Source organism: Spirochaetota bacterium (assembly GCA_038043445.1).
Taxonomy (GTDB): Bacteria; Spirochaetota; Brachyspiria; order Brachyspirales; family JACRPF01; genus JBBTBY01.
The window spans coordinates 1-23,784 of sequence record JBBTBY010000095.1 but is presented as its reverse complement, the minus strand read 5'-3'; the positions used below and the strand labels follow the sequence as shown (position 1 = coordinate 23,784).

The window sequence follows — 23,784 nt, the reverse complement described above, 5'->3', positions numbered from 1 at the left end:
TGCAGAACGGGAAGGAAAGCTACGAGGAAGTAAAGACCGGTTTCGGACCGGACACCGACACTAATTTCGGCTATGACGGCATGCTCTATATGTCCGCGCGCCTTACCGCATCGATGTCATACCTCATCACCGACCCGCAGCAGAAGGTCAATGAGCTCATACGCGCGAAACGCACCGCAGCGAAGATATTCGGCATGGGGAAATCGAGCAAGAACAAGCCTGCCGACCTCCTCGAATTCTCCAAGGAACTGCACGCCGAAATAGGCACCTATATCGAGGAATTGGCGAAGAAGTTCAATCTCACCGTCGACGAATGAACACCCTCGAACGCCATCTGCTCCGCGAATTCTTCCTCATGTTCCTCGGGACCGTCGTTTTTTTCAGCATCATCGTCACGTTCTCGGAAATGCTCTCACAGATGCAGTTCTATCTGGCACTGGTCAAGATGGGACCAAAGCTCGCTGCGAATATACCGAAATTCCATCTCCTGCGCATACCCTATATCATCACCGGCTATCTTACGCCGGTATGCATCATGTTCGCCGCCACGTTCGTGCTCGGCACCATGGTCAAGAACAATGAGATGATGTCGGTATACGGCTCCGGGATAAGCCTTTCGCGTTTCATCCGCGTGCTCATCATCGCAAGCATCGTCATCTGCGGCACATCGATAATCGTGTGGGAATTCATCGCGGCACCCTGGGTGCAGGAATCCCAGCGCGTGAGCGACGAGATGTATAACCGCCCGCGGCGGCTCGGGAACAACGATAATCTCATGCTGTACGGGCGCGGCAACCGCGTGATATTCATACGATCCTACAGCATCCCCGAGAAACGCATGCAGGGGGGGCTTATCATAACGACCGGTGCGGGCAATATCATGCAGGAAAAGCTCACGTTCCGCGAGGGCACCTGGGTGGCGGCGAGCAATGCCTGGCTGCTCACCGGCGGTGCGCACACCGTGTTCGTGAGCAATCGTGTCGCGGGCGTGACCGTGTTCAGCAATTTCATGCACGCCATGCCGGAAACGCCGGTGCATTTCGAGAAACCCGAGACATCGCCCGAGCTCATGACGCTTGCGCAGAGCCTCAGGTATATCGAAAAGCTTAAGGATGTGCACGGCGATACATCGGAAGCGGAGACGAAGATGCACCTGCGCCTGGCCATCACCTTCATAAGCATCATCATCATACTCATATCGGCCGCGTTCGCACGTTTCTCATCGCAGAGCGTTCTTGTCGTGAGCTTTGCGCTCGTCATCGGGTTCGTGCTTGCCTTTTATCTGGTCATGTCGATATCGACGTCGCTTTCGAACATGCGCATACTCCCGCCGATAGTCGGCGCCTGGCTCCCCGACATACTCTTCCTCGGGATCGCGATCTATCTCTTCCGGCGCATTCAGTCGAATTCTCCGTCGGGGCGCTGACGGCTTTTTCCCGTTCGCTCGTCCTTATTCCACCGACAACGTCGGATGCTTCAGCGTTTCCGGGATCGGCAGGTCTACGATCGTCAGCAGAAAGCGAAGGTCCTCGATGACCTTCGGCATCATGTTCGGTGAACGGAGCAGGAATGACGGGTGATAGGTAGCGACGACGGGAACACCCTTGTAATCGAATTTCTTCTGGCGGAACTGGCCGAACGACTGCCCCTCCTCGATGGGAACAAGATTGCCGAACCCCACCTTCCCGAGCGCGCAGATGAATTTCGGCCTGAGCAGTTCCAACTGACGATCGAACCAGGGGCGGCATGCTGCTTTCTCTTCCGGCAGCGGATCGCGGTTCTCCGGCGGACGGCATTTGAGCGTGTTCATGATATACACTTCGTTCAGGGTAAGCCCCGCGGCGGTGAGCCATTTATCAAGGAGTTTCCCCGCACGGCCGACAAAGGGAAACCCCTGCAGGTCCTCCTGCTCCCCCGGCGCCTCCCCGACGAACACGATGCGCGGTGTTCTTGAACCCTTGCCGAAGACCACCGTATGGCGGGCCTTCGCGAGCGCACAGCGCGTGCACGTTTTTGCGGCTGCTTCGAGCGCATCAAGCGTCTCATATTGCGCGGTCATGAGCGGCGGCGCGGGCAACGGCTTTTTCCGGACCGATGGCGTGGCTCTCCGGGGGCGCATGCGTACTCCTTTGCGTTCACCTGCGAACATCATCTCGGAGAATCCGAGCGTGAAATTATTGCCGTAAGCAAGTTCTATTCTTTTCTTGTCCATAATTCACCTGAAGAATTTCTTATCGATATATTCCTTCGGCAAGCGCAGTATGAACGGCCGACCATGCGGGCAATGGGCGAGTATGTTCTCCGCCGCAACGGCATCCAAAAGCTGCTGCATATCGGCAAGAGAGAGGTTCGCGTTCGCTTTCGGTGACAACTTGCAGGCGATGGTCTCCACCGCCTCGTCGAGGAAATGCTCGAAGCGGAACGAATCCTCATGCGCAAGGTACGCATCGAAGACATCGCGCAGTATCGATACGGCATCCCCTTTTGGCAGGTACACGGGGATGCGCTCGACAAGTATCGTCGTCGGCCCCAGACGGTCGAACGCAATGCCGATGCGTGCGAGATGATCCTTCCCTGCTATGAGCGTATCGACATCGCTCGCGCTCATCTCTATTTCAAGCGGGACCAGAAGCGCCTCGTGCGTTACCGTATCGCCCAGAATGTTCTTTCGAATACGCTCGAAGTTAAGCCGCTCGTAGGCCGCATGCTGATCGATCACGAGCAGATCGTTCCCGTGCTCGGCGATGATGTATGAAAAGAACGACTGCCCGATGACGCGGAGATTGCGCGCTATGCTTTTCGATTCGTCGGCGGTAATGGCGCGGGACACCTCTGCCGGCTTGTGAACAAAGGCTGAGGGAACCGATATCTCCGCATCCGCCCCAGGTGACGCCGGCACCGACTCACGCTCACGATGCTCCGCCGGGGCAGCAGGGATAATGCTCGGCGTATCGTCAACGAACGTCAGATCGCTCGTCCGCTGAGCGGCGGAGAGCGGGTCCTGCGATACATGGAATACGCGGGCGCTGCCGGACACCGCCTCGCGCACCGAATGATAGAGCATCGACGATATGTCCTTCTCGTTCTTTATGCGCACCTCGCGTTTGCTCGGATGCACGTTCACATCGACCTTCGCGGTGTCGACGGTAAGAAAGAGATAGTAGTAGGGGAATCTATCGCGGGGAATGACGCCGTCGTATGCGCTCTTGACATTGAACGCGAAATTCCTGCTCTCGACCGCGCGCCCGTTCACGAACACGAACGCATTGCGGCGTGCACCCTGTGTAAGATGCGCATCGGACACATAGCCGTCGATGGAAAAGAATTCACCGTCGGCGGTGAAGTGTATGAGGCGGGCGACCACATCGCTGCCGAGGAATGCGCGGAGGCGCTCCTCACGGTCCGCCGCGACCGGACAGGCATACGACTCCTCGCCGTTGCTGACAAAGCGGAACCCCGTCCCGTGATAACGGAGTATGTTCGCCTCAACGACCTCTTTCACCGCGATGAGCTCCTTCGACGGCTGTTTGAGGAATTTATACCGCGCCGGGAGATTATAGAACAGATTGCGAATGTTGATGGTAGTGCCGGCGTTCGCTGCGGCTATCGTATGTTCTTTCTGCACACCGCCCTCGACAACGATACGCCCCCCGCCGTCTGCAGCTTTCGCGCGCGAAAGTATCTCAAGACGCGACACATCGCTTATGCTCGCAAGCGCTTCCCCGCGGAAACCGAGCGTCATGATGCGCTCCAGGTCGTCTACCGCGGCTATTTTGCTCGTCGCATGATGCGTCACCGCGAGCGGAAGTTCATCGTACGCGATACCGTCGCCATCATCGGCGATGCGTATATGGCTGATACCGCCGTCCTCGACCTCGATATCGATGTTCCGCGCGCCCGCGTCGATGGCGTTCTCAAGGAGCTCCTTGACGACGGATGCAGGGCGCTCCACCACTTCCCCCGCGGCGATGCGGTTGGCGATGTGTTCGGGTAATGCTCGGATGGGTCGATGGCTCATGGGCCGATGATATACGATGGTACAGGGAAAAGCAATGATTTTCGGACCCCGGCTTCCCTCGATGTTTCAGCGCGTCGTGTCACTTCGGGGGTTATGAGACGATCATAGCAATACCTCTGCCTTGTATTGAACATGGAGAATATGCAGATCAAGCCTTGCCCCGTTCATCCATGCGCGCAGGAATGCACCTGCCATAAATCCTATTCCCTTTTTTTCCGGTCCAGTATATTATGTTACCCTGATCGGAGAGCATAATGAGTACGACAACAAAAACGGCAAGCGAATATTTCGAAACACAGGTCAATGAGGACCAATGCAAGTATTCCCGCTATGTCTGCGATTCGCGCGCGATACCCAACGAGATAGACGGGCTTAAGCCCGTACAGCGGCGCATACTCTGGACGATGTACAACTCCTCCGCGCGCAACGCGTTCACTAAGACGGTGAAGGTCGCCGGTCTCGTCATGGGGTATCACCCCCACGGCGACCGTTCGATACAGGACGCCATCTCCGCCATGGCGCAGGAATTCCCGTTCGCCAATAATTATGCGCTCATCGCCGGCGAAGGCACGTTCGGCGACGTGCTCGACCCGAGCGCTATCGCCTCCCCTCGCTACACCGAGGTGCGCCTTTCCGAATTCGCGAAGGATGTGGGCATATTCGACTGCCTTGAGGACATCGACTATATCCCCAACTATGATGAAACGGATAAAGAGCCGGTTTTTTTCGTCGCGAAATTACCGCTCGTGCTCATCAATCCCGCGCAGGGGATAGCGACGGGCTTTCGCTGCTCTATCCCCTCATTCCGCCTGGGCGATGTCGTCGACGCGCTCATCAAGTTCCTTGTAAAAGGGAAGGTGCCGAAGCTCACGCCATGGGTAAAGGGATACGACGGTGAGGTAAAATACTGGAAGAACGAAGCACGTGCGCTGGTCGTTACCACGACGTTCAAGACGGCGGTCGAGAAAGGAACGGTCTATCTCACCGACGCCCCGCAGGGCTACAATCGCGAACGCGCCATCGGCCTGCTTGAAAAGCTCCTGGACAATAAAACCGATTGGTTCAACAACTACACCGACTACTCCCATGAACGTTTCCACATCGAGCTCAATCTCAAACGCGGGGTGAAGCCACTCCCCGAGAACATGCCGGGCCTCATGGATGTCGTCACCAACGACGTGTGCGCGTACAACATGATAACCGCCGCGGGAAAGCTTGAAGAGATATGCCCTGAGGACGTCATTCGACATTTCGCTGCGCATCGCATGGCGCATCTGCGCAAGCGGTTCAAGCGCCTCGCGCTCATCGAAGAGGAAAAGATAGAACGCAACAGCGAGCTCATACGGTTCATCAAGGAAGGATGGAACAAGAAGGTCGTCGGCATCAAAAGCAAATCTGCGCTCGAGGGCGATCTTAAGAAAGCGAAGTTCGTCTACAACGAATGGCTCGCCTCGCTCCCGATATACCGGCTCACCGAGGACGAGGTCGACAAATGCAAAAAGCTCATCGCCGATTCGAAGGCCGCGCTCACGAATTACAACGGGCTTCTCAAATCGGAAACGAAGCTCATCGGCTTCATCGTCGGGGAGCTCACCGACCTTAAGAAAAAATGGGATAATATATGAGCGAGAAAAAACGCGTATTCCAGAAATTATCCAATGTCGAGCATGTGCGTCTGCGCACGGGGATGTGGCTCGGCCAGAATTCACGCTCGACCTATGAGCAGCATTTCTTTAAATTCGACAAGCGCTCGTCGTCGTTCTCCATCGATCATCGCGAGATAGAGGAGATACCCGCGAAGATGAAATGCCTCGACGAGGCATGCATGAACGCCGTCGATGAATACCGCCGCAATCTTGCCGACACGACGCTTCTACCGCGTGAGCGGATGAACTCGCTCACCGTCACGCTTTCCGACGACAAGAAGCGCATACGCGTCGCGGACAACGGCCGCGGCATTCCCGTAGAGAACGCCGAGGGCGTATTCCTCCATCTCATGTACGGCGAAAATTTCGACGACAAGGCGCGCGAGGAGCATGTCGCCGGGCAGAACGGCGTGGGCATATCGCTCGTACGCATCGTGTCAGCGTTCTTCCGCGTACATACCGTATGCAAAGGCAAATCGTACGACAAGCTGTTCACGCTGAACGATACGGCATTGACCTCGCTGAAAGCGGCGAAGCTCGGGGCGGACGGCATTACCGCTGCCATAAAACACTTTGACGAGCACTCTACCCTGCACGGCTGTCCGGGTATGAACGAGAAGCAGATAAAGAAGCTCGAACCCGTTCTGAAGAAACATCACCTCATCGCGTCGATACGCACCGCGTCCAAGCGCGAGCATGGCACCGAGGTCGAATTCGAACTGGACAAACGCTATTTCAACGATCTCGATATACGCTTCGACCCCGAGCTCGTATCGCAATATCTCCTCGACATCGCGCTCACCAATCCGGGGCTCGCGGTAACGTTCAGCCACAAGGGTAAAGAGACCGTCCATCACTACAAGAAAGGCATGGATGAGCTTTTCTCGAACACCCCGCAATGCTATTACAAGATAGCATATACGGACCCGGCATCGTCATCACGCATAGACCTTTCCGCCTATGTCATCATGGGCGAAGGGAAACATCTCACCTGGGTAAATTCCAATTTCGCATCGCTCGGCGGTTCGGCGATAGAGTATCTCGAGAACCGCATCTGTGACGAGGTCCGGAAGAAAAGCGCCATCACCGCGCTTGAAAAGCGGCTGAAGACCACGTCCACCCGCAACGATGTACGCTCCTGTTTCCACATGCTCATCAATCTCAAGGTGCTCAATCCGCGTTTCAAATCGCAGGACAAATCGTACCTTATCAATGATCTGAACGCCGAGATGCGCGATGCGGTCGACAAGCAGCTCGATAAGCTCCTCAGGAAGACTACGCTCATCGACGATATGAAATCGCAGATGGAACGGCGCACACATCTCAAAGCGCTCGAGGACGCGGAGAAGGGCATTCGCCGCGCGAGCCGCCTGACGATACCAAAGCTCATACCGCCCACCGGCGATACTTCCGATAAAGGACGCATACTCTTCGTAGCCGAAGGGGACAGCGCCATTGCGGGCCTGCGCCCGGTGCGCGATCCGCGATTCCACGGGCTTTTCCCGCTCCGCGGAAAACCGCTCAATGTGCAGGGCATGTCGCTCCCCAAGGCGATAGCGAACGAGGAGCTTAAGAATCTCGTTGCCATCATCGGGCTCCCGCTCGAGGGCAAAGTGAAACGTATCGCCGACCTCAATTACGAGAAAATAAGCATCATCACCGACGCGGATTTCGACGGCTATGCGATACGAAGCCTCATGCTTTCGTTCTTCTACGAATACTGGCCGGAGCTCTACGATCTCGGCTTCATCCACATCTCCAACGCGCCCCTCTATGAAGTGGAGATAGAAGAGCGCGGGAAGAAGTCGATAGAGTTCTGCATCGCCGACGAGGATTTCGACGTGCTCATGAAGCGCATCAAAAAATCCGGCGGGACGATGATACGCAAGAAGCGCAACAAAGGCCTCGGCGAGACCGGTAAGGAAGCGATGAAATTCGCGCTTGAGAACTGCATGACACGGATAAACGTGAAGCAGGTGTCAACGGCTAACAAGATGCAGCGGCTCTGGTTCCACCGTGATCACGCGGAGGACCGCCGGCGGGTGATATCGGCGTATGCGATGACGTTCTACGAAGAGTGAGTGCAGCTGCCCTTAAAAACGTAATAACACGAATGACAATTCATGTTTAGGACTTGTGCTGCTTTTTTTCGGAGCATTGGCAGCTTCACTCGATAATTTTTTATTACTTTTTTTTGTACATCATCCCCGAACGCTTTTCCGCACCGCTTGCGGTCTTCTGCATTCTGTAATAATAACCCCCATCCCCGCCAATTACTGATTTTTTATTTTAAAATATTTTTCCGGCACCCCTTTCCCCTTTTGAAGGGGAAAGGGGTCGGGGGTTAGGGGTTGTTTTTTCTGCCGGCATATCCTCTATCAGGGCGTTGGTCAGGCGCGTATCCATCCAGCCGGCGACGGGTATGTTTATCCTGAGCGATACCGGAACGCCGGTGCGCATCATCACCTGAAGCTCCTGCGCAAGAAAGCCCGCTTTGACCGTCATGGCATATATCGTTTCCGGCCTTTTATTGATCAGCTTCTGATAGTTCGAATGCAGTGTATATTCCACCGAATACAGATCATCGCTGTCAAGGTCAAGAAAGCGCAAAGTGCGGTTGGAGGTGATACCGGAAACGAGCACTTCGCTGTATTGATCACCCGTGAGAAAATCGTACGCCGAGCGCGGCACCCAGCGCACGGAGACGTCGCCGTCCGCTGTTTCCTTGCGAATGTACACGTTCGTCCGGTAATTCGTCGCGAAAAGCTTGTAATGATAACTGCCGAATTCGATGCGGGAATCACAGTAATAGGTCACAAGCTCGGTGTAATTCGTCACGGTGAAATACCACGATCGATTGACCGGGATGACGAAAAAGAGCACCGGAACGCGCAGTACGATATCGATGGCTATCGTGCCGTTCCCCGGGGACTGCCAGGTAAAATGGACATGTGTCGTTCCCACCGGCGTCCCATTGTACACTGCCTCAAGCCAGTAATCTTCCTCGGGAATCGCGGCGAAAGCCGGGGAGACAAAGATGAATAGTGCAGCTGCAAGCACCAAGACAGCAGAACGCGCACCGTGTAGTATCATTGATTTTATTCTACAGGGGGGATGCCTTTTGTCAAGAGAATCACTCCCCTACCACGACAGCCCCGTGACCGCTATCAGTATCGGCGCCTGCACGCCGTCCGCGGATATGAAATCTATCGATGCTATCTGCACATCGGTCTTTTTATTCTCCCATTCGAGCACACGCACATAGCGCCACGCGGGTTTGCCTGTCGCCGTATTCGATACGCGTATCGGTACCGGCTTCGCCCGTTCTTTCGCATCGTATCCGTTCCACCAATTGTGAATCGTGTCCGGGATGGTCAGCGGTATCGGTGCGCTGGTACCGTCCGCATACTTCACCACGTAGGAACCGATGACACCCATTGTACCCCATGCCGCCGCATGCAGGAAGTAGAGATTACGCACCTTCTGCCCGACCGGTATGCCGCTGACCGACTGCGGCTGATTCGGCGTGATGTTCCTGCTTTTGAGGGTTATCACCGACTTACCGCCGTTCTCTTTCGGATCGATGATGGTGAACGGGACATTATGGAAGAGCTGCCTGCCGACGGGAAAGTCGCGCATATCGTTGAGCGGCCCTTCATCGCTCCAGCCTCCCACGCCGTCACCGTTCTTCTCATCGGCGAAGCCCATGGTACAGAACGGCTTGATATCGATGGCGAATATCTTCGATGATGACCCTTCCGTCGGTGCAACGTATCCGGGTATGACCGGCCCCGCCCCATCGCTGTCCGAGGCCGATGTGATCTTCCCGCGCGCCAACACGCTCGGGGACACGGTCTTGAAATACTCGTACGCCTTCTCCGCGGGGATGGTAAGTTTCAAGTACTGCGGTTCCTCCGCTATCGATGCAACCCCATCCGATACGCGATTCCCCATGAGATCGATGACGGCAACGACGGGCAACCCCGATATCGACGACAATTTCCATCCCTTATCGCAGAACACCGCGGCAAGCGACTTGCCCGTTCCCGGTTTGTTCCAGAAAAAAGCCCAGAGGCCGATGTCTTCACGATGCACGTACTTCCCGAGCGGGACAAGGTCGTCGATGAGCGACGCAAGCACGACGCGTGCTGCGAGCTTCGGCCGCGGGGCATGGGTGAACTCAAGCATGTTCACGTCCTCGAACACCGACGGCCCTGACGCGATGTTCTGAATATAGACGAAATGTTTTTCAAAGCCCATCGCCTGAATGAGCATCTCGCCCTTGACCATGGCCGTCGCACCTTCATATGCGCTTATCTGATCGGGAAGCCCGTCGCCTGCCTTAGCCTTCTCATAATCGATGTTGCCAAGCCACGGCGTATCCGATGTCCCGCCCTCGGTGGTCCACAGGGGAAGCGGCTTGCCGTTCCCGTATTTCACGCACATCTCATTGAAATGATCGATGATGGCGCGCCATTCCTTCTCCGCCTGCGCCAGCGGTATGCGCGGATTGCCGTAGGAAAGATGTATCGATACCACGTCGCAGTACTTATATGCGCCCGCTTTCGCGCTCTGTTCATGCCACATCCATGGCGGTGTCGTCGATCCGCCGAGCATGACCACGGACGACGGGTCGGCCTTCTTCGCCGCTTCATAGGCGACACGGCAGTATTCGGCGAAATCCTCCGGCGTCCCGCTCCAGAACATGCTCACTTCCGGCTCATTGCCGATCTCCCAATACTTTATCTCCCGGAAATGCTTTACTGTTTCATACACGTATTCAGAGAACGGCTTCCATTGCGGTACATATCCCTTCGGATAATCGTTCTTCGATACGGGTTTCGGTGCCGACATCTGCGAGGCCCAGTACGGCACCCCGAAAAACTGTCCCAGTACCGGCATGTTATATCTGTTGACATTGCTCATCTGAAAATCATACGACCAGGTGAATGTGCTCTGCTCCGGCTGCACGCGTATCCACCATGTGGATTGCAGCATATTATGGCCGCGCATCCAGCTTTGACCCAGCCGCGCCGCAAGGTCAATCATCGGCCCCGACCATGCATTGACGTGATTGCCGAAAAAACTCCCGGAATTCCCCGTCGATGACAGCTTTTTCGGGAGCACGGTAAATGTCCCGAGATCGCGGTCCTCGCCAAGCACGGTCGTAAGCGCCTTGAACACGCCCTGCTCGGCCACGGTGAGATCGATAACGACATCCGTCGCTTGACGCGCCTTACCGTCGACGATGAACGGCACGCGCGCCTTTTCCTCGCCGCGTATATCGATAAGCCGTGCCTCATACGATGCCCGATGGTCCTCGGTACCGGCATTGCTGATCATGACGCGCATGGAGAACCGCTCTCCGGGCTCGACAATAAGCGCTGACGGATCATCTTTGTATACATGCAGACGGAACGTGAGCGGCAGCGACCGCTTCTCGACGGTCCGTTGAATGGATCCCGCAGCACTCCCCTCCATGACAGCGGCGATATCCTCGGTCGAAAGCACGCGGTCCCAGACATACCATTCATCGATGCGCATGGGGACATTCGATGCCCCGAGCGTCATGAATTTATTCCCGGTGTAATTCGAGTTGACAAGTACGGTATCCTGATCGATAACGACAGCCCCGTCCACCCACATGGTCTTATGCCCGGCGGCGGCATCCCACGCAATGGCGATATGATGCCATTCGCCGGTCTTCCAATTATTGATCCCCTTGTATTCCGAATAACTCCACTGGAAACCTTTTTCCTTGATGGTGGTCCCGGTCATATAGAACAGCACTTTTTTTGACGTGTAATAATTCAGACGGACGTGATCGGTACCGAAAAAGATATCGGCGTTCGCAGAAGCGTCCGTTATGGCTGAATCGAGCAGTATCCAGAACGCCGTCGTCCCGACGGGCGGGTGTATGTTCTTCGCGGTCGGAAGCGATATCCGTGTCCCATTGAGCCGCGCACAAAACCCGAATTTCCCCGACGCGAACGCTATTGCCTGTTTGTCGATATTCTTCTGTCCGCGGTAGAACACCGGATCGGCGGTATTCTCGAAGGGCGCGTATACGAGCAGCCCGTTCGTCATCGGCAGCTTCGGGTACAACGCCAATGCGGCAAAGCACACGATCACGGTTCGGGAAAGCACTGAGCGGAACATAGCAGCCTCCGGGAACGAAAAACTATCTGGTGACAGTATATCGGTTCTGCCGCGGAATTCCACATAAAAACCGATTTTTATCCATCATGAATTCCAATGCGTGCGTATTCGCCGCCGGTAATCGACGGGGGGCATGCCGGCATCGCGCTTGAACGCGGTATAGAAATTCTGCAGATGGGAAAATCCGGATTCATACACTATCTCCGTGACGGGCTTGCGCGTATCGCGCAGGAGCATCTTCGCTTTCTCAACACGATAACGGGCGATGAAACGGGAGAACGTGACACCGAACGTCTTGGCGAATTTTATGAGAAAATACTCGTGCGAATAGCCGCAGGAGGCCGACAGCGCTTCGGAGAGCTTCGTCTCGCGGTAGCGCTCCTGCACGAGGGCATACACGCGCTCCCGGAAATCGAGACCGCGGATCATGTCGTCCGTGAACGACTTCCTGAGCGAGGTATGCCGTATCACGAGTTCAGCGCGGTGGCGGATGATATTCCCTTTGTCCCCGCGAGCCCCGGTGATGATCTCATACAGGAGCCGTGCGGCACGCCGGCCTATTTCACGGAAATCGGTGCGGGCCGTGGTCACCCGTTCACGCATCCGCGGATCGGCCCTGTCGTCAAAACCGGCAAGCGCGATATCGCGCGGCACATGAATGCCATGTGTGGACGCGTACCGGAAAAAACGATACGCAAGCCCGTCGTTCGAGCACAGGATCGCGTCGGCGCGATCGTTCCGCGAACAATAGTCGGCGATGTAGCGCTCGGGGTCCTTCCATGCCTGCGCGGAGAGGTCATATCTCCCTTTCTCCGAATACCCCGTGACCCATGACGATGCGACAGCGATCCCCTTGTGCGCGCAATATGCACGATAGGCGTCGAATCGTTCATTCGCCCACGGCAGGTCTATCGTATTGAAAAAGCCTATGCGGGAGAAACCTTCTGCGAGGAAGTGATCGATGAGCGCATGGATGGCCGCGACCGAATCGACGACGACGGCATTGGCGTCCGATGACGGCGGCGTCAGCACCCATACCGACGGCCGTGTACGCGCTATCGCTTCGATAGCAGGGGCATGGTCATGTATCTTCCACAGGATAAAACCGTCATAGCGGCTTTTTTCGCGCCGAACGCTCGCGGCATACTGCGGTAGACCGCTGAAAATATCCACGCGCACCGACAAGGCATCGCACTCATCGGCTATCCCCGAAAAAATGCGCAGCGCATAGGTACCGCCGCCCGCGAATACAACGGGCACTTCCGTGATGCAGGCGATGCTGATGCATGATGCTCGATCGTTCTGTGAACGGGCCATGCTGAGAGTGTATCGTGCGTATGCCCGCCGTCAAGAAGCGTACAGCACACGTGCGCACCTGTGCATGCACCGATCGGACGATCATTCTTGAAATATAAACGCATCGTGATACAATCGATATATCCTTGTCAGGGGGGAATGCCATGCGCCCTTTCGCTGTCTTTTCGGTCATCATCCTTCTTGCCGGTGCCGTCGCGGCCTCTACGCTCGATATCGGCATACGCGGGAATGGAGGTTACGGATTCACGATATCCTCGAACAGCATAAGCGGTCCATCCGTATCGGGCGGTGTTTTCAGCCGTCTTATGCTCAACGAGACCTTCGGCGTACGCGGCTTCCTCGAATACGGAGCGATATTCGGTTTCACGAAAATACTGAACGTCGACACCACGTATTCCGCGCACGGACTATCCACGGGCATCGGTCTCGGCATACATATGCAGAACATATCCTTCGGCCTGGACATCGGCAATTCGGTGGCGTTCGGCGCCGGCGTCACGACCGGTCCGGCCACGCTCGCGGTTGCGTTCAATGAGGGGTCGTTCTTTCTGAGGCCCTTCTTAGGTCTGAATCTTGTGCTCTCAGAGCAGGTATATCTGCCGCTTGAGGTAACAGCACGCATCGGTTTCGGAAGCGCGATCATGCTCGATTTCGGCGCCTCAATGGGAATAGGCCTGCGTTTCAAGCTCTAACGTCCTTGTCAATTCTCCCGTAATCGATTATACTATCGATACTGCGAGGAACTCCATGCTTTTGGGCGAAATGCTTGTGCAGAAGAACGTGTTGTCGGACGGTGAACTGCAGCAATTCCTTTCACAGGCAAAAACCGAGGGAAAAATGCTCGGCGAGATACTCGTCAACAGCGGCATCATCACCAAAGAACAGCTTTTCGAGTTCCTCCAAGAACAGGGTTTCCTGAAGCGGCGGCCATCCTGAAACATACCATGCACTGAGCGGGCAACGGGGGTCGAACCCGCGACATCAAGCTTGGGAAGCTTGCACTCTACCAACTGAGTTACGCCCGCGAATTGTCCCGTACTATAGCGGATACCGCTGAAATGTCAAATCATCCGTGCCTTGGCATGACCTTGCCTGTTGACAAAACGCCCTTAATATGATAAAATAATTATGTTAAGTATGGGTACCGGCTACCGACGGGACCCATGCGATACTGCCTGGCTACTGCAACCTGCCGTTACAGAAAAATGCCATGGCACTTGGATGCGCTGCAGCTAGTGCAAGTCCTGGGAGGGACGTCATGAACGATTTCCTCAAACGATTGCTCGATCAGGCGAAGTCTATTTGGACGAAGTCCACACTTCAGCAAAAACTCATCATCGGCGGCATCGCCATCGCCGCCATCGCCGCGACCGTCGCGGTGGTCGCATTCACCGGGCACAAGGAAGGCGTACTTCTTTTCTCGAAGGCCATCGAAGAGCGGGAAGCGAAGGGCGTCATCGGTGCACTCGATAATGCCGGCGTGAAATACGAGTATTCGCGCGGGTTCATCTACATCGCCGATGCGAAAATGAAATCGCGTGCCGAACTCGAGCTCGTGAAAGCGAACGTCATGCCGCAGGGCGTCGACGGCTGGGAGATATTCGACACCAAGGGCAAATGGACGCCGCTCACCGACGCGGAAATGGACATCAATAAACGCCGCGCCGTCACGCGCTCCATCTCGCGCCACCTCGAACAGATCGACTTCATCGCGAAGGCCGACGTCAACCTCACCTTCCCCAAACGTGAATACCTCACCGATGTCGATGCGCCGGTGACCGCTTCCGTCATCATCACCGCGAAGCCCTTCAAGGACGACATGCTCAAGGAAAAGAAGACGGTGCGCGGCCTGCAGAAGCTCATCGCCATGGGCGTGGACAAGCTCCGCGAAGAGTACGTCACTATCTCCGACAATGAAGGCCATGTGCTCACCGATTACACGGATGAAGAAGCCTCGCTCAAGATAAAACTTGCGGCCGAGCAGATCAAGATAGTCGACCGAGAGAAGAAAAAGCTCGAAGCAGCGATACGCAAGATGCTCGGCGCCATTTACCGCGACCGTGTTGAGATAAACATCAACATGGAGCTCGTGTGGGACGAGAAATCGGAATCCAACAGCCTTGTCGTTCCCATCGTCATGAAAAAGGACAATCCCGCGACGCCGTACGATGAAACGCAGGTGCAGGACAAGGTGCATGTCAGCAAGCAGAGCAAAAAGGAAAAATGGACGGGACAGCGCCTCATTCCCCAGGGGGCGGCCGGTGCCGAAGAGAACGTGCCGCCGGGATACAAGGACAAGACCGACCGCTGGAATACCTACGAGCAGCAGACCGATACCGAGAACTTTGAGCTCTCAAGGAAATTCGAGGCGATAAAAAAAGGGGAATACACTATCGGCAAGGTCTCATGCGCGGTGGCAGTGGACGGGCGCTGGGAAATAGAATATGACAAGAGCGGAGAACCGCTTATCGAGAACGGCGTCAGCTTTAAACGAAAATACATCCCGGTCGATGATGAAGAGCTTCGCAAGATCAAGGACCTCTCTAAAAGCGCCATGGGTTATTCCATCGACCGCGGCGATGCGGTCAGCGTACAGCATATCTCCTTCGACCATTGGAAGGACTTCGCCGAACAGGACGAGAAGCTGCGCACCCGGCGCAACCTGCAGCGCACGCTCATGATATCGCTGGTGTCGCTCCTCACGCTCTTCGTGCTCGCCCTCCTCGTACGCGCGATACAGAAAGAGGTCTCTCGCCGCCGCCGCCTCTATGAAGAGGAACAGGAACGCCGCCAGTCGGAGCTCAGGAACCAGGCGCTCATGCAGGCGCAGGAACCGGTGAGCGAGATGTCCGTTGAGGACCAGGCGCGCAAGAAGCTGCTTGAAGAGGTCGCAAACGTCGCAAAAGAACGCCCGGACGATGTGGCGCAGATACTCCGCACGTGGATGGCGGAAGAGAGCAAGGGTTAACGGGGAGGATGGGACATGGCTGAAGCATCGAAAAAGAGCAAGAACCTAACCGGCCGGCAGAAGGCGGCGATATTCCTCGTCTCGCTCGGGCAGGACGTCGCAAGCGAGATATTCAAGCATCTGCGCGAAGAAGAGATCGAACAGCTTACGTTCGATATCGCGCGGCTTGAGAACATAGAGCCCGAGGATAAGGACAAGGTCTTACGCGAATTCCAGGAGATGATGACGGCGCAGGACTTCATCACCCAGGGCGGTATCGACTATGCGCGCGATCTCCTTGAGCGTTCCCTCGGGAGCCAGAAGGCTTCCGATATCATCAATCGCCTCACCTCATCGCTGCAGGTACGGCCGTTCGACTTCATACGCCGCACCGATCCGGCACACCTCCTGAACTTCATACAGAGCGAACACCCGCAGACCATAGCGCTCATACTCGCCTACCTTGAACCGACGAAAGCGGCGCAGATACTCGGCAGTCTCTCATCCGAGATACAGGCCGACGTCGCCAAGCGCATTGCAACGATGGACCGCACCTCGCCGGACGTTCTCCGCGAAGTGGAACGTGTCCTTGAAAGGAAGCTCTCAACCCTCGCGAGCGAGGATTTCACCTCGGCAGGCGGCATAGAAGCGGTGGTGGACGTGCTCAATGCGGTCGACCGCGGTACGGAAAAGACCATCATCGAATCGCTCGAAGAGGACGATCCGGAGCTCGCCGAAGAGATCAAAAAACGCATGTTCGTGTTCGAGGATATCGTGCTCCTCGACGACCGCGCCATTCAGAAGGTGCTTCGCGAGGTGGATACGAACGACCTTGCGAAAGCGCTCAAGAGCGTGGATTCGGACGTGCAGGAAAAGATATTCCGCAACATGTCAAAACGCGCTTCCACGCTCCTCAAGGAAGACATGGACTATATGGGTCCGATTCGCTTAAAGGACGTGGAAGAAGCGCAGCAGAAGATAGTGAACATCATCAGAAAACTCGAAGAACAGGGCGATATCGTCGTCGCGCGCGCCGGCGAGGACGAACTCGTCGTATGATGACAGAACGGGGGGAGGGAGCATATGCCTGAACGTGTATTCAAGGCCGACAACATCGTGCGCCTTACGAAAAAGGTGCGTATCGAACCGCCGCGGTACAAGACGAAAGAGGACGTGGCCGCTGAGGAGCGTTCGACGCAGGAATACACGGGGCCTACCGTCGAGGAGATAGAGAACGAGATAGCGAAGCTTCGGAGCGGCTGGGAAGATGAATTGCGCTCAATGAAGCGCACGGCATCGGAAGAAGCCGAACGTACCGTTGAGAACGCGAAGAACCAGGCGTTCGAGATATACAAGGCAAAGCAGAACGAAGGGCGCGCGCTCGTCGAGGCATCGAAGGCTGAAGCGAACGGCATCATCGCGCAGGGAAAAGATGAGGCGGATGGTATACGCCGCGAGGCAGTGAGCGTCCGCGAGACCGCCCAGCGTGAAGGGTATCAGAAAGGCTACGACGAAGGCTTCAACAAAGCATTCGACGAAGGCAAGGTCGAGATACAGCGCATGATAGCCAAGCTCGAGAAGATACTCGGCGAGACGATCAACAAGCGCAATGAGATTATCGACAACTCGGAGACACAGCTCATCGAGATAGCCATACTCATCGCCAAGCGCGTGGTGAAGATGATAACCGAACGCGACAAAGCGGTGGTCGTACGCAACATCCAGGAAGCGCTGCGCAAGGTGAAGGGACGCGCGAAGGTGACCATACGCGTGAACATCGACGACCTGGAAGTTGCCGCGCGGCATAAGGACGAATTCTATCAGATGCTCGACAAGATCGAGGGCGTTACCGTGCTCGAGGACCCCAACGTCGATATCGGCGGCTGCATCATCGAGACCGATTTCGGGGACATCGACGCGCGTGTGAGCACGCAATTGAACGAGATAGAGACCGCCATAAAAGAGATCGAACCCATCAAGGGATGAGAAGAATGGAAGTGGGATGGATGATTTTTCTCCCCAAAACCAGCGCGGCACTATGAATAGCCAATCACCGACTCCTATCGCCGATACCCCGCTTCTCGAAAAAGGGACCAACCGCTTCTCAAAATATTATGAGAAGGTGAACCATATCCCCGTCATAAAGACCCGCGGCCGCGTGAAGGATGTGGTGGGGCTCGCCATCGTGAGCGAAGGCCCTGTCTGCAATTACGGCGACATGTGCCGCATCGATATCGCCGGCGGGAAGTCGATCGATGCTGAAGTGGTGGGTTTTAACAGCAACGATGTCATACTCATGCCCATCGGAGCGCTCGAAGGGATAACACACGGCTGCGAGGTGTATTCGTCGGCACAGCCGCTCTCCATCATCTGTGCGGATCAACTCCTCGGCCGGGTATTGAACGGCGTCGGACGCCCGCTCGACGGAAGTACGCTCGATTTCTACGCCCCCCCTACCCCCGTGCTCCGGGAAACGACGAACCCCCTCCTCCGGAGACGCGTGACCGAACCGATCGCCACCGGTGTCCGCGCGATAGACGGCACGCTCACCGCGGGCAAGGGCCAGCGCATGGCCATCATGAGCGGCACCGGCGTGGGCAAATCGACACTGCTTTCCATGATAGCGCGCAATACCGAAGCGGATGTGACCGTCATCGCCCTTGTCGGCGAGCGCCGCCGCGAAGTGCTCGATTTCCTTGAACGCGACCTCGGTCCCGAAGGATTGAAAAGGAGCGTCGTCGTCGTTGCAACGTCCGACGATCCGCCGATGGTGCGCCTGCGTGCCGCGTTCGTAGCCACGACCATCGCCGAATATTTCCGCGACAGCGGCCGGGATGTGATGTTCCTGCTCGACTCGCTCACGCGCCTTGCCTACGCGCAACGTGAGATAGGCCTTTCCGCCGGCGAACCCCCGACGACACGGGGCTACCCCCCGAGCGTGTTCAATCTCCTGCCGAAGCTCCTTGAACGTACGGGTAATTCCGACCGCGGCACCATGACGGCGTTCTACAATGTCCTCGTCGAAGGCGATGACCTCGATGAACCGATCACCGACGCGGTGCGCGGCATCGTCGACGGACATATCGTACTCTCGCGCGATCTGGCGAACAGCGGCCATTACCCCGCCATCGACGTACCGGCGAGCATTTCGCGTCTGGCCATTGAAGTAACGACGGAGCGCCATACTCAGGCTGCACAGCGATTAAAAGGGCTCTACGCGCAGTACAACAGCGTCAAGGAGCTCATCCTTATCGGCGGCTATGTGAAAGGAAGCTCCCCCGAGGTGGATGAGGCGATACGGCTCAAACCGCGCATGGATGCTTTTCTCAAGCAGGGGATATTCGAGACGGCGCCGTTCGACACTTCGAAACGCGGTCTCCTTTCGCTGTTCCTTTCTCGTGAGGAAGTCGACGATGAAATGAAGGGTGCCGGTGAGGGAGAAAGTGCTTCTCCGGATACCGCGTCGTCCGATAATATAACTGAAGCGGTCGCTGATGAAAGCGGCCAGATAGTGCTGTAACAGGAGCATTGAAGGGTGAAACGGTTCCGATTCAGACTTGAGAAGCTCTTGACCATGCGCAAGAACGCCGAAGAAGCGAGAAAGAACGAACTTGCCGCCGTCGTCAGTAAGTACAACCGCGAGGATCTCGAACGCGCGGCATGCTTCAGCCGCATCAAGGAGAATGCCGCCGTCCTCGATACGATGAACATCGGGGACATACTCTCCATCGTGCAGAACGCCGATATGTTCGCGGTGGCGCTCAAGAAGAAGGCGGAATCGCATGAGAAGAACATGCAGACGCTTTCAGTGGATATACGTAAGAAGCAGGTGCTGGTCGCCGAGGCCATGCGCCAGCGGCGCGCGGTGGAGCTCCTTCGCGAGAAGGCGATGCGCGAATACCGTAAGGAAATACGCGGCGAAGAGCAGAAGATACTCGATGATCACCGTCCGCGCACGAACGTGATATCGACATCGCTCAAGTACCGTGCATATCGGGAGGAAAGAAATGCTTGAATCACTTCGATCTGTCTACCAGCGTATATCCGAGATAGAGAAAAGCTTCTCGAAATTCGAGGAGAACGACGCGCCCGACGGGGCATCGAAACCGTTCCGCGAATTCCTCAAGGAAGCGTCGGCCGCCTCGGACACGGTGGCATCGCCGGTAAGCGCCGGCCCATCGGTATCCGCAGCCGGCGGCTATGCATCGTATCAGAAAGCCGCCGATGCCCCGGTGACATCGTTCGACGGCATCATACGCGAGGCATCGAAAAAGTACGGCGTACCGGAAACCCTCGTGAAGGCGGTCATCCGCCAGGAATCGAATTTCAATCCGTCCGAAGTGAGCCACAAGGGCGCTGTCGGGCTCATGCAGATAATGCCTTCGACCGCGGAACATCTGGGCATAGCCCCGGAATCGCTCGCGGACCCGGAGACGAATATCATGGGCGGCACGAAGCTGTTAGGCGATCTCATTTCCCGCTACGGCGGTAATTTATATCGCGCGCTCGCGGCGTATAATGCGGGGGCCGCCGCCGTCGATTCTGCACGCGGTGTTCCGGAAATCCCCGAGACACAAGACTACGTGAAACGGGTGATCGGTTATTTCGGGAAATACAACGGCCAGCGCTGATACAGCGTTCAGAGGGAATATCGCCTAGTCGACGATACGAACGCGCGCATAGAACGTACCGCGGCCTCGAATATCGAGCTTGATAACGTACATCCCGGTGATCGCAGCGATACCATTATCATTCTTCCCGTCCCAGATGATGTTGCGCGTGAGATCGAGCGTGCCGTCGCGTACAAGCGTCCGAACCGGCACCCCTTTTTTATTGTACACCACCGCGGTAATTGTCGTCGCCGAAGGCGATGAGACCAGTACCGTCGTTGAACCGAGATTGCCCGTGCCGGCCCTCGAGAGAACCTGCGGGATGCACCGGTAGTCGCTCCAGCGCCCAGCGGTATCATAGTATATGTTCCTGAGCGAATAGTCATTGCCGGCCCCTATTGCGGGGAGCGCGATCATATTATTGGAACGTATGATGATCGCATACTTCCCGGGGATCGGTGTTGATGCATAGGTGCCGGTGAACGTATAGGTACTGGGCGTGGTCCAGGAGGAGCCGGCACCCATGGAAATCGCATAGGTCACTGTCGTGTTCATATTACTGAACACCATAACAGGTGTCTGTGCCGTATCCATATTCGAATAATAGGTGATAGTTCCCGCGAGCTGAGCCCCGCTCAGGAATGACGGGCTTTCCGTATTGAGCAGAAGGGTTTTCACGAAATTATTCACCTCAAGCGCACCGAGCGTAAGATCCGGGGGGTAGCCGACGCCGAGATCATCAAGACCGGCGACCCAGACGAATTGACGGGTGATAAGCCGCTTGCCGAGGTCGGTGATATTGGTCGCGCTGAGGAATGACAGAAAACTGCACATCCCGTACCTTCCGTTATTAATAATAGAGCTATTCGAGTCATAGGGCGCAGTGCGGTAATCACGGACGTTTATCCCGCTCTGCCCTGAATTACCGAGGTCCCTGTCAATAGGTATGTTCTGTATATGTCGATCAAACCACGTGCGGAACAGGTACGGGTAGACGTTGAATACTTCGATTATCTTCGCCGTCGGCATGTCCGTAATGTTCATTGAAACAAAATGGTTCGTGTTCGTTACATAGGCGACGCCGGTGCGCACACCATCGTCCATTATGTCAGCGGCAGTTGTGAACGGCAGATAACCTAAATGGAACATATCAAAAAAAGGCAAATTGCATGTAAGCCATCGGTCGATGCTATCGCCTGCCCGGAGCGACACATCGCTGTCCAGAAAACCGCCGCCTGACTGTATGAATTTCTGGAACGCAGCCACATTGGTGCGCATGTATGTATCGTTACGATTATAAATAAGGACATCGTAATCCGTCGTATCGAATGGTATGGGCGTCTGATTCCCTGCAATTTTAAGCGCACTGCGTATATAACCGACATCGGAATAACCGCCGATGACGCCGACACGAAGGAAGTACAGCACCGGATCGAGTCCGGGCTCATAATACCGCTCATACCCGCGCCGTGTCTTCATTTTTCCCGACGCAGGGACGGCAGGAATGATGTCCCCCGCAGAATCGCTGTAATTGTAATAAAGGTAATTGGTATTGGTGATACAAAGTATACCGGAAGCATTCGTTGCATTTGTCAGGTTCGCAAGGAACACCACCGCAGCAGCCGTTCCTCCGACACGATGTATCACCCGTGACGAAAGCAATGCAGTATCATTTGATCCGACAATACGTATATCGGCGCCGCTCAGATCGCGCAATCCCATGGCAGTGAGCTGCGATGAAAGATCGACAAGGATGTATGAATTGGTTCGCTGATAACCGTTCGTCTCGGTGACTAATATCGGGATACGCTTCGTGAAATCCGGGTTCCACCAGGGGCACAGCACCATTACCACGCTGATGCCTACAATGGTTATGCGGCCTATCGGCAGCCGATTAAAAAACGAACACAGTGGACACATAAATATCTCCCAGAAAATTCGGTGTGTTGATATTCACTACCCATCCCGCAGCCAGCTCAATGCCCCGGGACGGATACAGCACCAGCCCCAGCGACACCGCGCCGCCCTTTATCACATTGATGGATTTTCCGGCGATGTTGATATCGAGCAGATACGGAAGCACCGCCCAGGTATACCCGAGAACGACCTCATAGAGATCGCCGTCCTCGGTCGGGAAATAATACATAACTGACAGGTTAAGCGTATGGTCGGGGGCCAGCTGAAAACTCTGCGCAATGGACAGCGTTGTCGGCAAAGCAGATGACGATCGCAGGAAGGACGGGAGCAGGGTGTAGAACAGCCCGAGGAATTGAACATTGTCCAAGGCGATGCATCCTTTCAGGCCGGGTGCGGGTGAGAACCCGAGCGAACACCCGAATGTCAACGTCATCGCATTCGTGGTATAGGAATAAAGCCCGGCCAGTTCGCTGTAATTCAGGAACATGCCGGACACGCCGAACACGGCACCGAATGATATCCCCGAAAACAGCTTCTCCATATTCCATCCGAACCCGACACGCGCCGCATATTCCATATAGTACGCGCTGTCCCAATGATAATCACCGGTAAGGGCGATACCGAACTGTCCCTGCGACAACGGCAGGCCGAATCCGAACGCCCCGTTGACCGACGGCAGAAAACCGATAAGCGGACTTTTCGTCGATATCTGGAGAATGACATTGCTGTAGTACCCGATATTCGCCGGGTTCAAATAGACGGCGTCAAGGGAATCGCAGATGCTGGCATTGCAGCCCTGCAGCGATACGGCCTTCGCGGAAATGTTCCTCGTTTCCTCATACGAATAGGGACACACCGCCCCCGCGATACAAAGCGACACAAGACAGAGTATGATGCTGTTCGATCTCATGCTTTTGCTATCACTCGTATGAATACTTGGTCGCGCAATCCATTATATATGAAGCTTGCCGGGCTGGTATAGATATAATAATCGAATGCATACCCGAACATTATGGTCAGGCCCTTTGTCGTATTGTCTATCTCGAATGCCGCGGTATGCTTTTGATAAATATCGCTCACTTTATAGCTGTCGATATAGTACAGGAACTGATACCCGGCGGTGAACTTCGTGGTCTTTCCAAGCGCCAATCCTGCCTTCGCCATGGCGGC

General features: G+C 55.7%; 20 protein-coding genes and 1 tRNA gene. 12 read left to right on the top strand and 9 right to left on the bottom strand.

Annotation, left to right across the window (positions count from 1 at the left end; all coding sequences use genetic code 11):
• Both AABZ39_13850 and AABZ39_13845 read left to right on the top strand, forming a co-directional pair.
• The coding region (locus tag AABZ39_13850) for a DUF2225 domain-containing protein (GenBank protein MEK6795860.1) at positions 1 to 317 on the top strand (317 nt) is incomplete at its 5' end.
• Positions 314 to 1,426: an LptF/LptG family permease gene (locus tag AABZ39_13845; GenBank protein ID MEK6795859.1), complete on the top strand. Its 1,113-nt coding sequence runs from the start codon at positions 314 to 316 to the stop codon at positions 1,424 to 1,426. The genes AABZ39_13850 and AABZ39_13845, both read left to right, overlap by 4 nt.
• A 24-nt stretch (positions 1,427 to 1,450) precedes the next feature.
• On the opposite strand, the gene AABZ39_13840 is transcribed toward AABZ39_13845, so the two are convergent.
• On the bottom strand, positions 1,451 to 2,212 hold the full coding sequence (locus AABZ39_13840; GenBank protein ID MEK6795858.1) for a uracil-DNA glycosylase: 762 nt from the start codon (positions 2,210 to 2,212) through the stop codon (positions 1,451 to 1,453).
• 3 nt (positions 2,213 to 2,215) lie between these two features.
• Complete coding sequence (mutL, locus tag AABZ39_13835; protein ID MEK6795857.1) at positions 2,216 to 4,018, bottom strand: DNA mismatch repair endonuclease MutL; 1,803 nt, start codon at positions 4,016 to 4,018, stop codon at positions 2,216 to 2,218.
• Positions 4,019 to 4,272: 254 nt separating this feature from the next.
• On the opposite strand from mutL, the gene AABZ39_13830 reads away from it, so the two are divergent.
• Positions 4,273 to 5,643 (top strand): DNA gyrase subunit A, encoded by a 1,371-nt coding sequence (locus AABZ39_13830; protein MEK6795856.1) that lies wholly within the window; start codon positions 4,273 to 4,275, stop codon positions 5,641 to 5,643.
• On the top strand, positions 5,640 to 7,745 hold the full coding sequence (locus AABZ39_13825) for a toprim domain-containing protein (GenBank protein MEK6795855.1): 2,106 nt from the start codon (positions 5,640 to 5,642) through the stop codon (positions 7,743 to 7,745). The genes AABZ39_13830 and AABZ39_13825 overlap by 4 nt, the downstream gene beginning before the upstream one ends.
• Before the next feature lie 208 nt (positions 7,746 to 7,953).
• On the opposite strand, the gene AABZ39_13820 is transcribed toward AABZ39_13825, so the two are convergent.
• From AABZ39_13820 to AABZ39_13810, 3 genes are all read right to left on the bottom strand, one after another.
• Complete coding sequence (locus AABZ39_13820) at positions 7,954 to 8,757, bottom strand: hypothetical protein (GenBank protein ID MEK6795854.1); 804 nt, start codon at positions 8,755 to 8,757, stop codon at positions 7,954 to 7,956.
• A 48-nt stretch (positions 8,758 to 8,805) separates the two neighbouring features.
• The gene (locus AABZ39_13815) at positions 8,806 to 11,823 is read right to left on the bottom strand and encodes a LamG-like jellyroll fold domain-containing protein (GenBank protein ID MEK6795853.1); all 3,018 of its coding nucleotides are present in this window, start codon (positions 11,821 to 11,823) and stop codon (positions 8,806 to 8,808) included.
• A gap of 84 nt (positions 11,824 to 11,907) precedes the next feature.
• Positions 11,908 to 13,140, bottom strand: a complete 1,233-nt coding sequence (locus AABZ39_13810; protein ID MEK6795852.1) for a substrate-binding domain-containing protein — start codon at positions 13,138 to 13,140, stop codon at positions 11,908 to 11,910.
• A gap of 143 nt (positions 13,141 to 13,283) precedes the next feature.
• Here AABZ39_13810 and AABZ39_13805 point away from each other — a divergent pair, with 143 nt between their 5' ends.
• Together AABZ39_13805 and AABZ39_13800 are read left to right on the top strand one after the other, a co-directional pair.
• A complete protein-coding gene (locus tag AABZ39_13805; protein ID MEK6795851.1) occupies positions 13,284 to 13,832 on the top strand; it encodes a hypothetical protein in 549 nt (182 codons plus the stop codon).
• A 55-nt stretch (positions 13,833 to 13,887) separates the two neighbouring features.
• Positions 13,888 to 14,076: a hypothetical protein gene (locus tag AABZ39_13800; protein MEK6795850.1), complete on the top strand. Its 189-nt coding sequence runs from the start codon at positions 13,888 to 13,890 to the stop codon at positions 14,074 to 14,076.
• Between the two features lie 16 nt (positions 14,077 to 14,092).
• On the opposite strand, the gene AABZ39_13795 is transcribed toward AABZ39_13800, so the two are convergent.
• Positions 14,093 to 14,165, bottom strand: a tRNA-Gly gene (locus AABZ39_13795).
• 233 nt (positions 14,166 to 14,398) lie between these two features.
• Between AABZ39_13795 and fliF the strand changes: the two genes are divergently transcribed.
• From fliF to AABZ39_13765, 6 genes are read left to right on the top strand one after another with little or no spacing between them, the layout of a single operon-like run.
• Entirely contained in the window at positions 14,399 to 16,108 is a 1,710-nt protein-coding gene (fliF, locus tag AABZ39_13790) for a flagellar basal-body MS-ring/collar protein FliF (GenBank protein ID MEK6795849.1), read from the top strand.
• A gap of 15 nt (positions 16,109 to 16,123) precedes the next feature.
• Entirely contained in the window at positions 16,124 to 17,146 is a 1,023-nt protein-coding gene (gene fliG / locus AABZ39_13785) for a flagellar motor switch protein FliG (protein MEK6795848.1), read from the top strand.
• A 24-nt stretch (positions 17,147 to 17,170) separates the two neighbouring features.
• Positions 17,171 to 18,073, top strand: a complete 903-nt coding sequence (gene fliH, locus AABZ39_13780; GenBank protein MEK6795847.1) for a flagellar assembly protein FliH — start codon at positions 17,171 to 17,173, stop codon at positions 18,071 to 18,073.
• A gap of 52 nt (positions 18,074 to 18,125) precedes the next feature.
• Positions 18,126 to 19,607 carry a FliI/YscN family ATPase gene (locus AABZ39_13775; GenBank protein MEK6795846.1) on the top strand — a complete coding sequence of 494 codons (1,482 nt, stop codon included), beginning with the start codon at positions 18,126 to 18,128 and terminating at the stop codon, positions 19,605 to 19,607.
• 15 nt (positions 19,608 to 19,622) lie between these two features.
• Entirely contained in the window at positions 19,623 to 20,102 is a 480-nt protein-coding gene (locus AABZ39_13770; protein MEK6795845.1) for a flagellar export protein FliJ, read from the top strand.
• Positions 20,095 to 20,718 carry a lytic transglycosylase domain-containing protein gene (locus AABZ39_13765; protein MEK6795844.1) on the top strand — a complete coding sequence of 208 codons (624 nt, stop codon included), beginning with the start codon at positions 20,095 to 20,097 and terminating at the stop codon, positions 20,716 to 20,718. The genes AABZ39_13770 and AABZ39_13765 overlap by 8 nt, the downstream gene beginning before the upstream one ends.
• Before the next feature lie 24 nt (positions 20,719 to 20,742).
• On the opposite strand, the gene AABZ39_13760 is transcribed toward AABZ39_13765, so the two are convergent.
• The 3 genes from AABZ39_13760 to AABZ39_13750 all read right to left on the bottom strand — a co-directional run.
• The gene (locus AABZ39_13760) at positions 20,743 to 22,617 is read right to left on the bottom strand and encodes a hypothetical protein (protein ID MEK6795843.1); all 1,875 of its coding nucleotides are present in this window, start codon (positions 22,615 to 22,617) and stop codon (positions 20,743 to 20,745) included.
• Positions 22,592 to 23,524: a hypothetical protein gene (locus AABZ39_13755; GenBank protein MEK6795842.1), complete on the bottom strand. Its 933-nt coding sequence runs from the start codon at positions 23,522 to 23,524 to the stop codon at positions 22,592 to 22,594. Before AABZ39_13755 ends, AABZ39_13760 begins: the two co-directional genes overlap by 26 nt.
• A partial coding sequence (locus tag AABZ39_13750) for a hypothetical protein (protein MEK6795841.1) occupies positions 23,521 to 23,784 on the bottom strand: 264 nt, incomplete at its 5' end. The genes AABZ39_13755 and AABZ39_13750, both read right to left, overlap by 4 nt.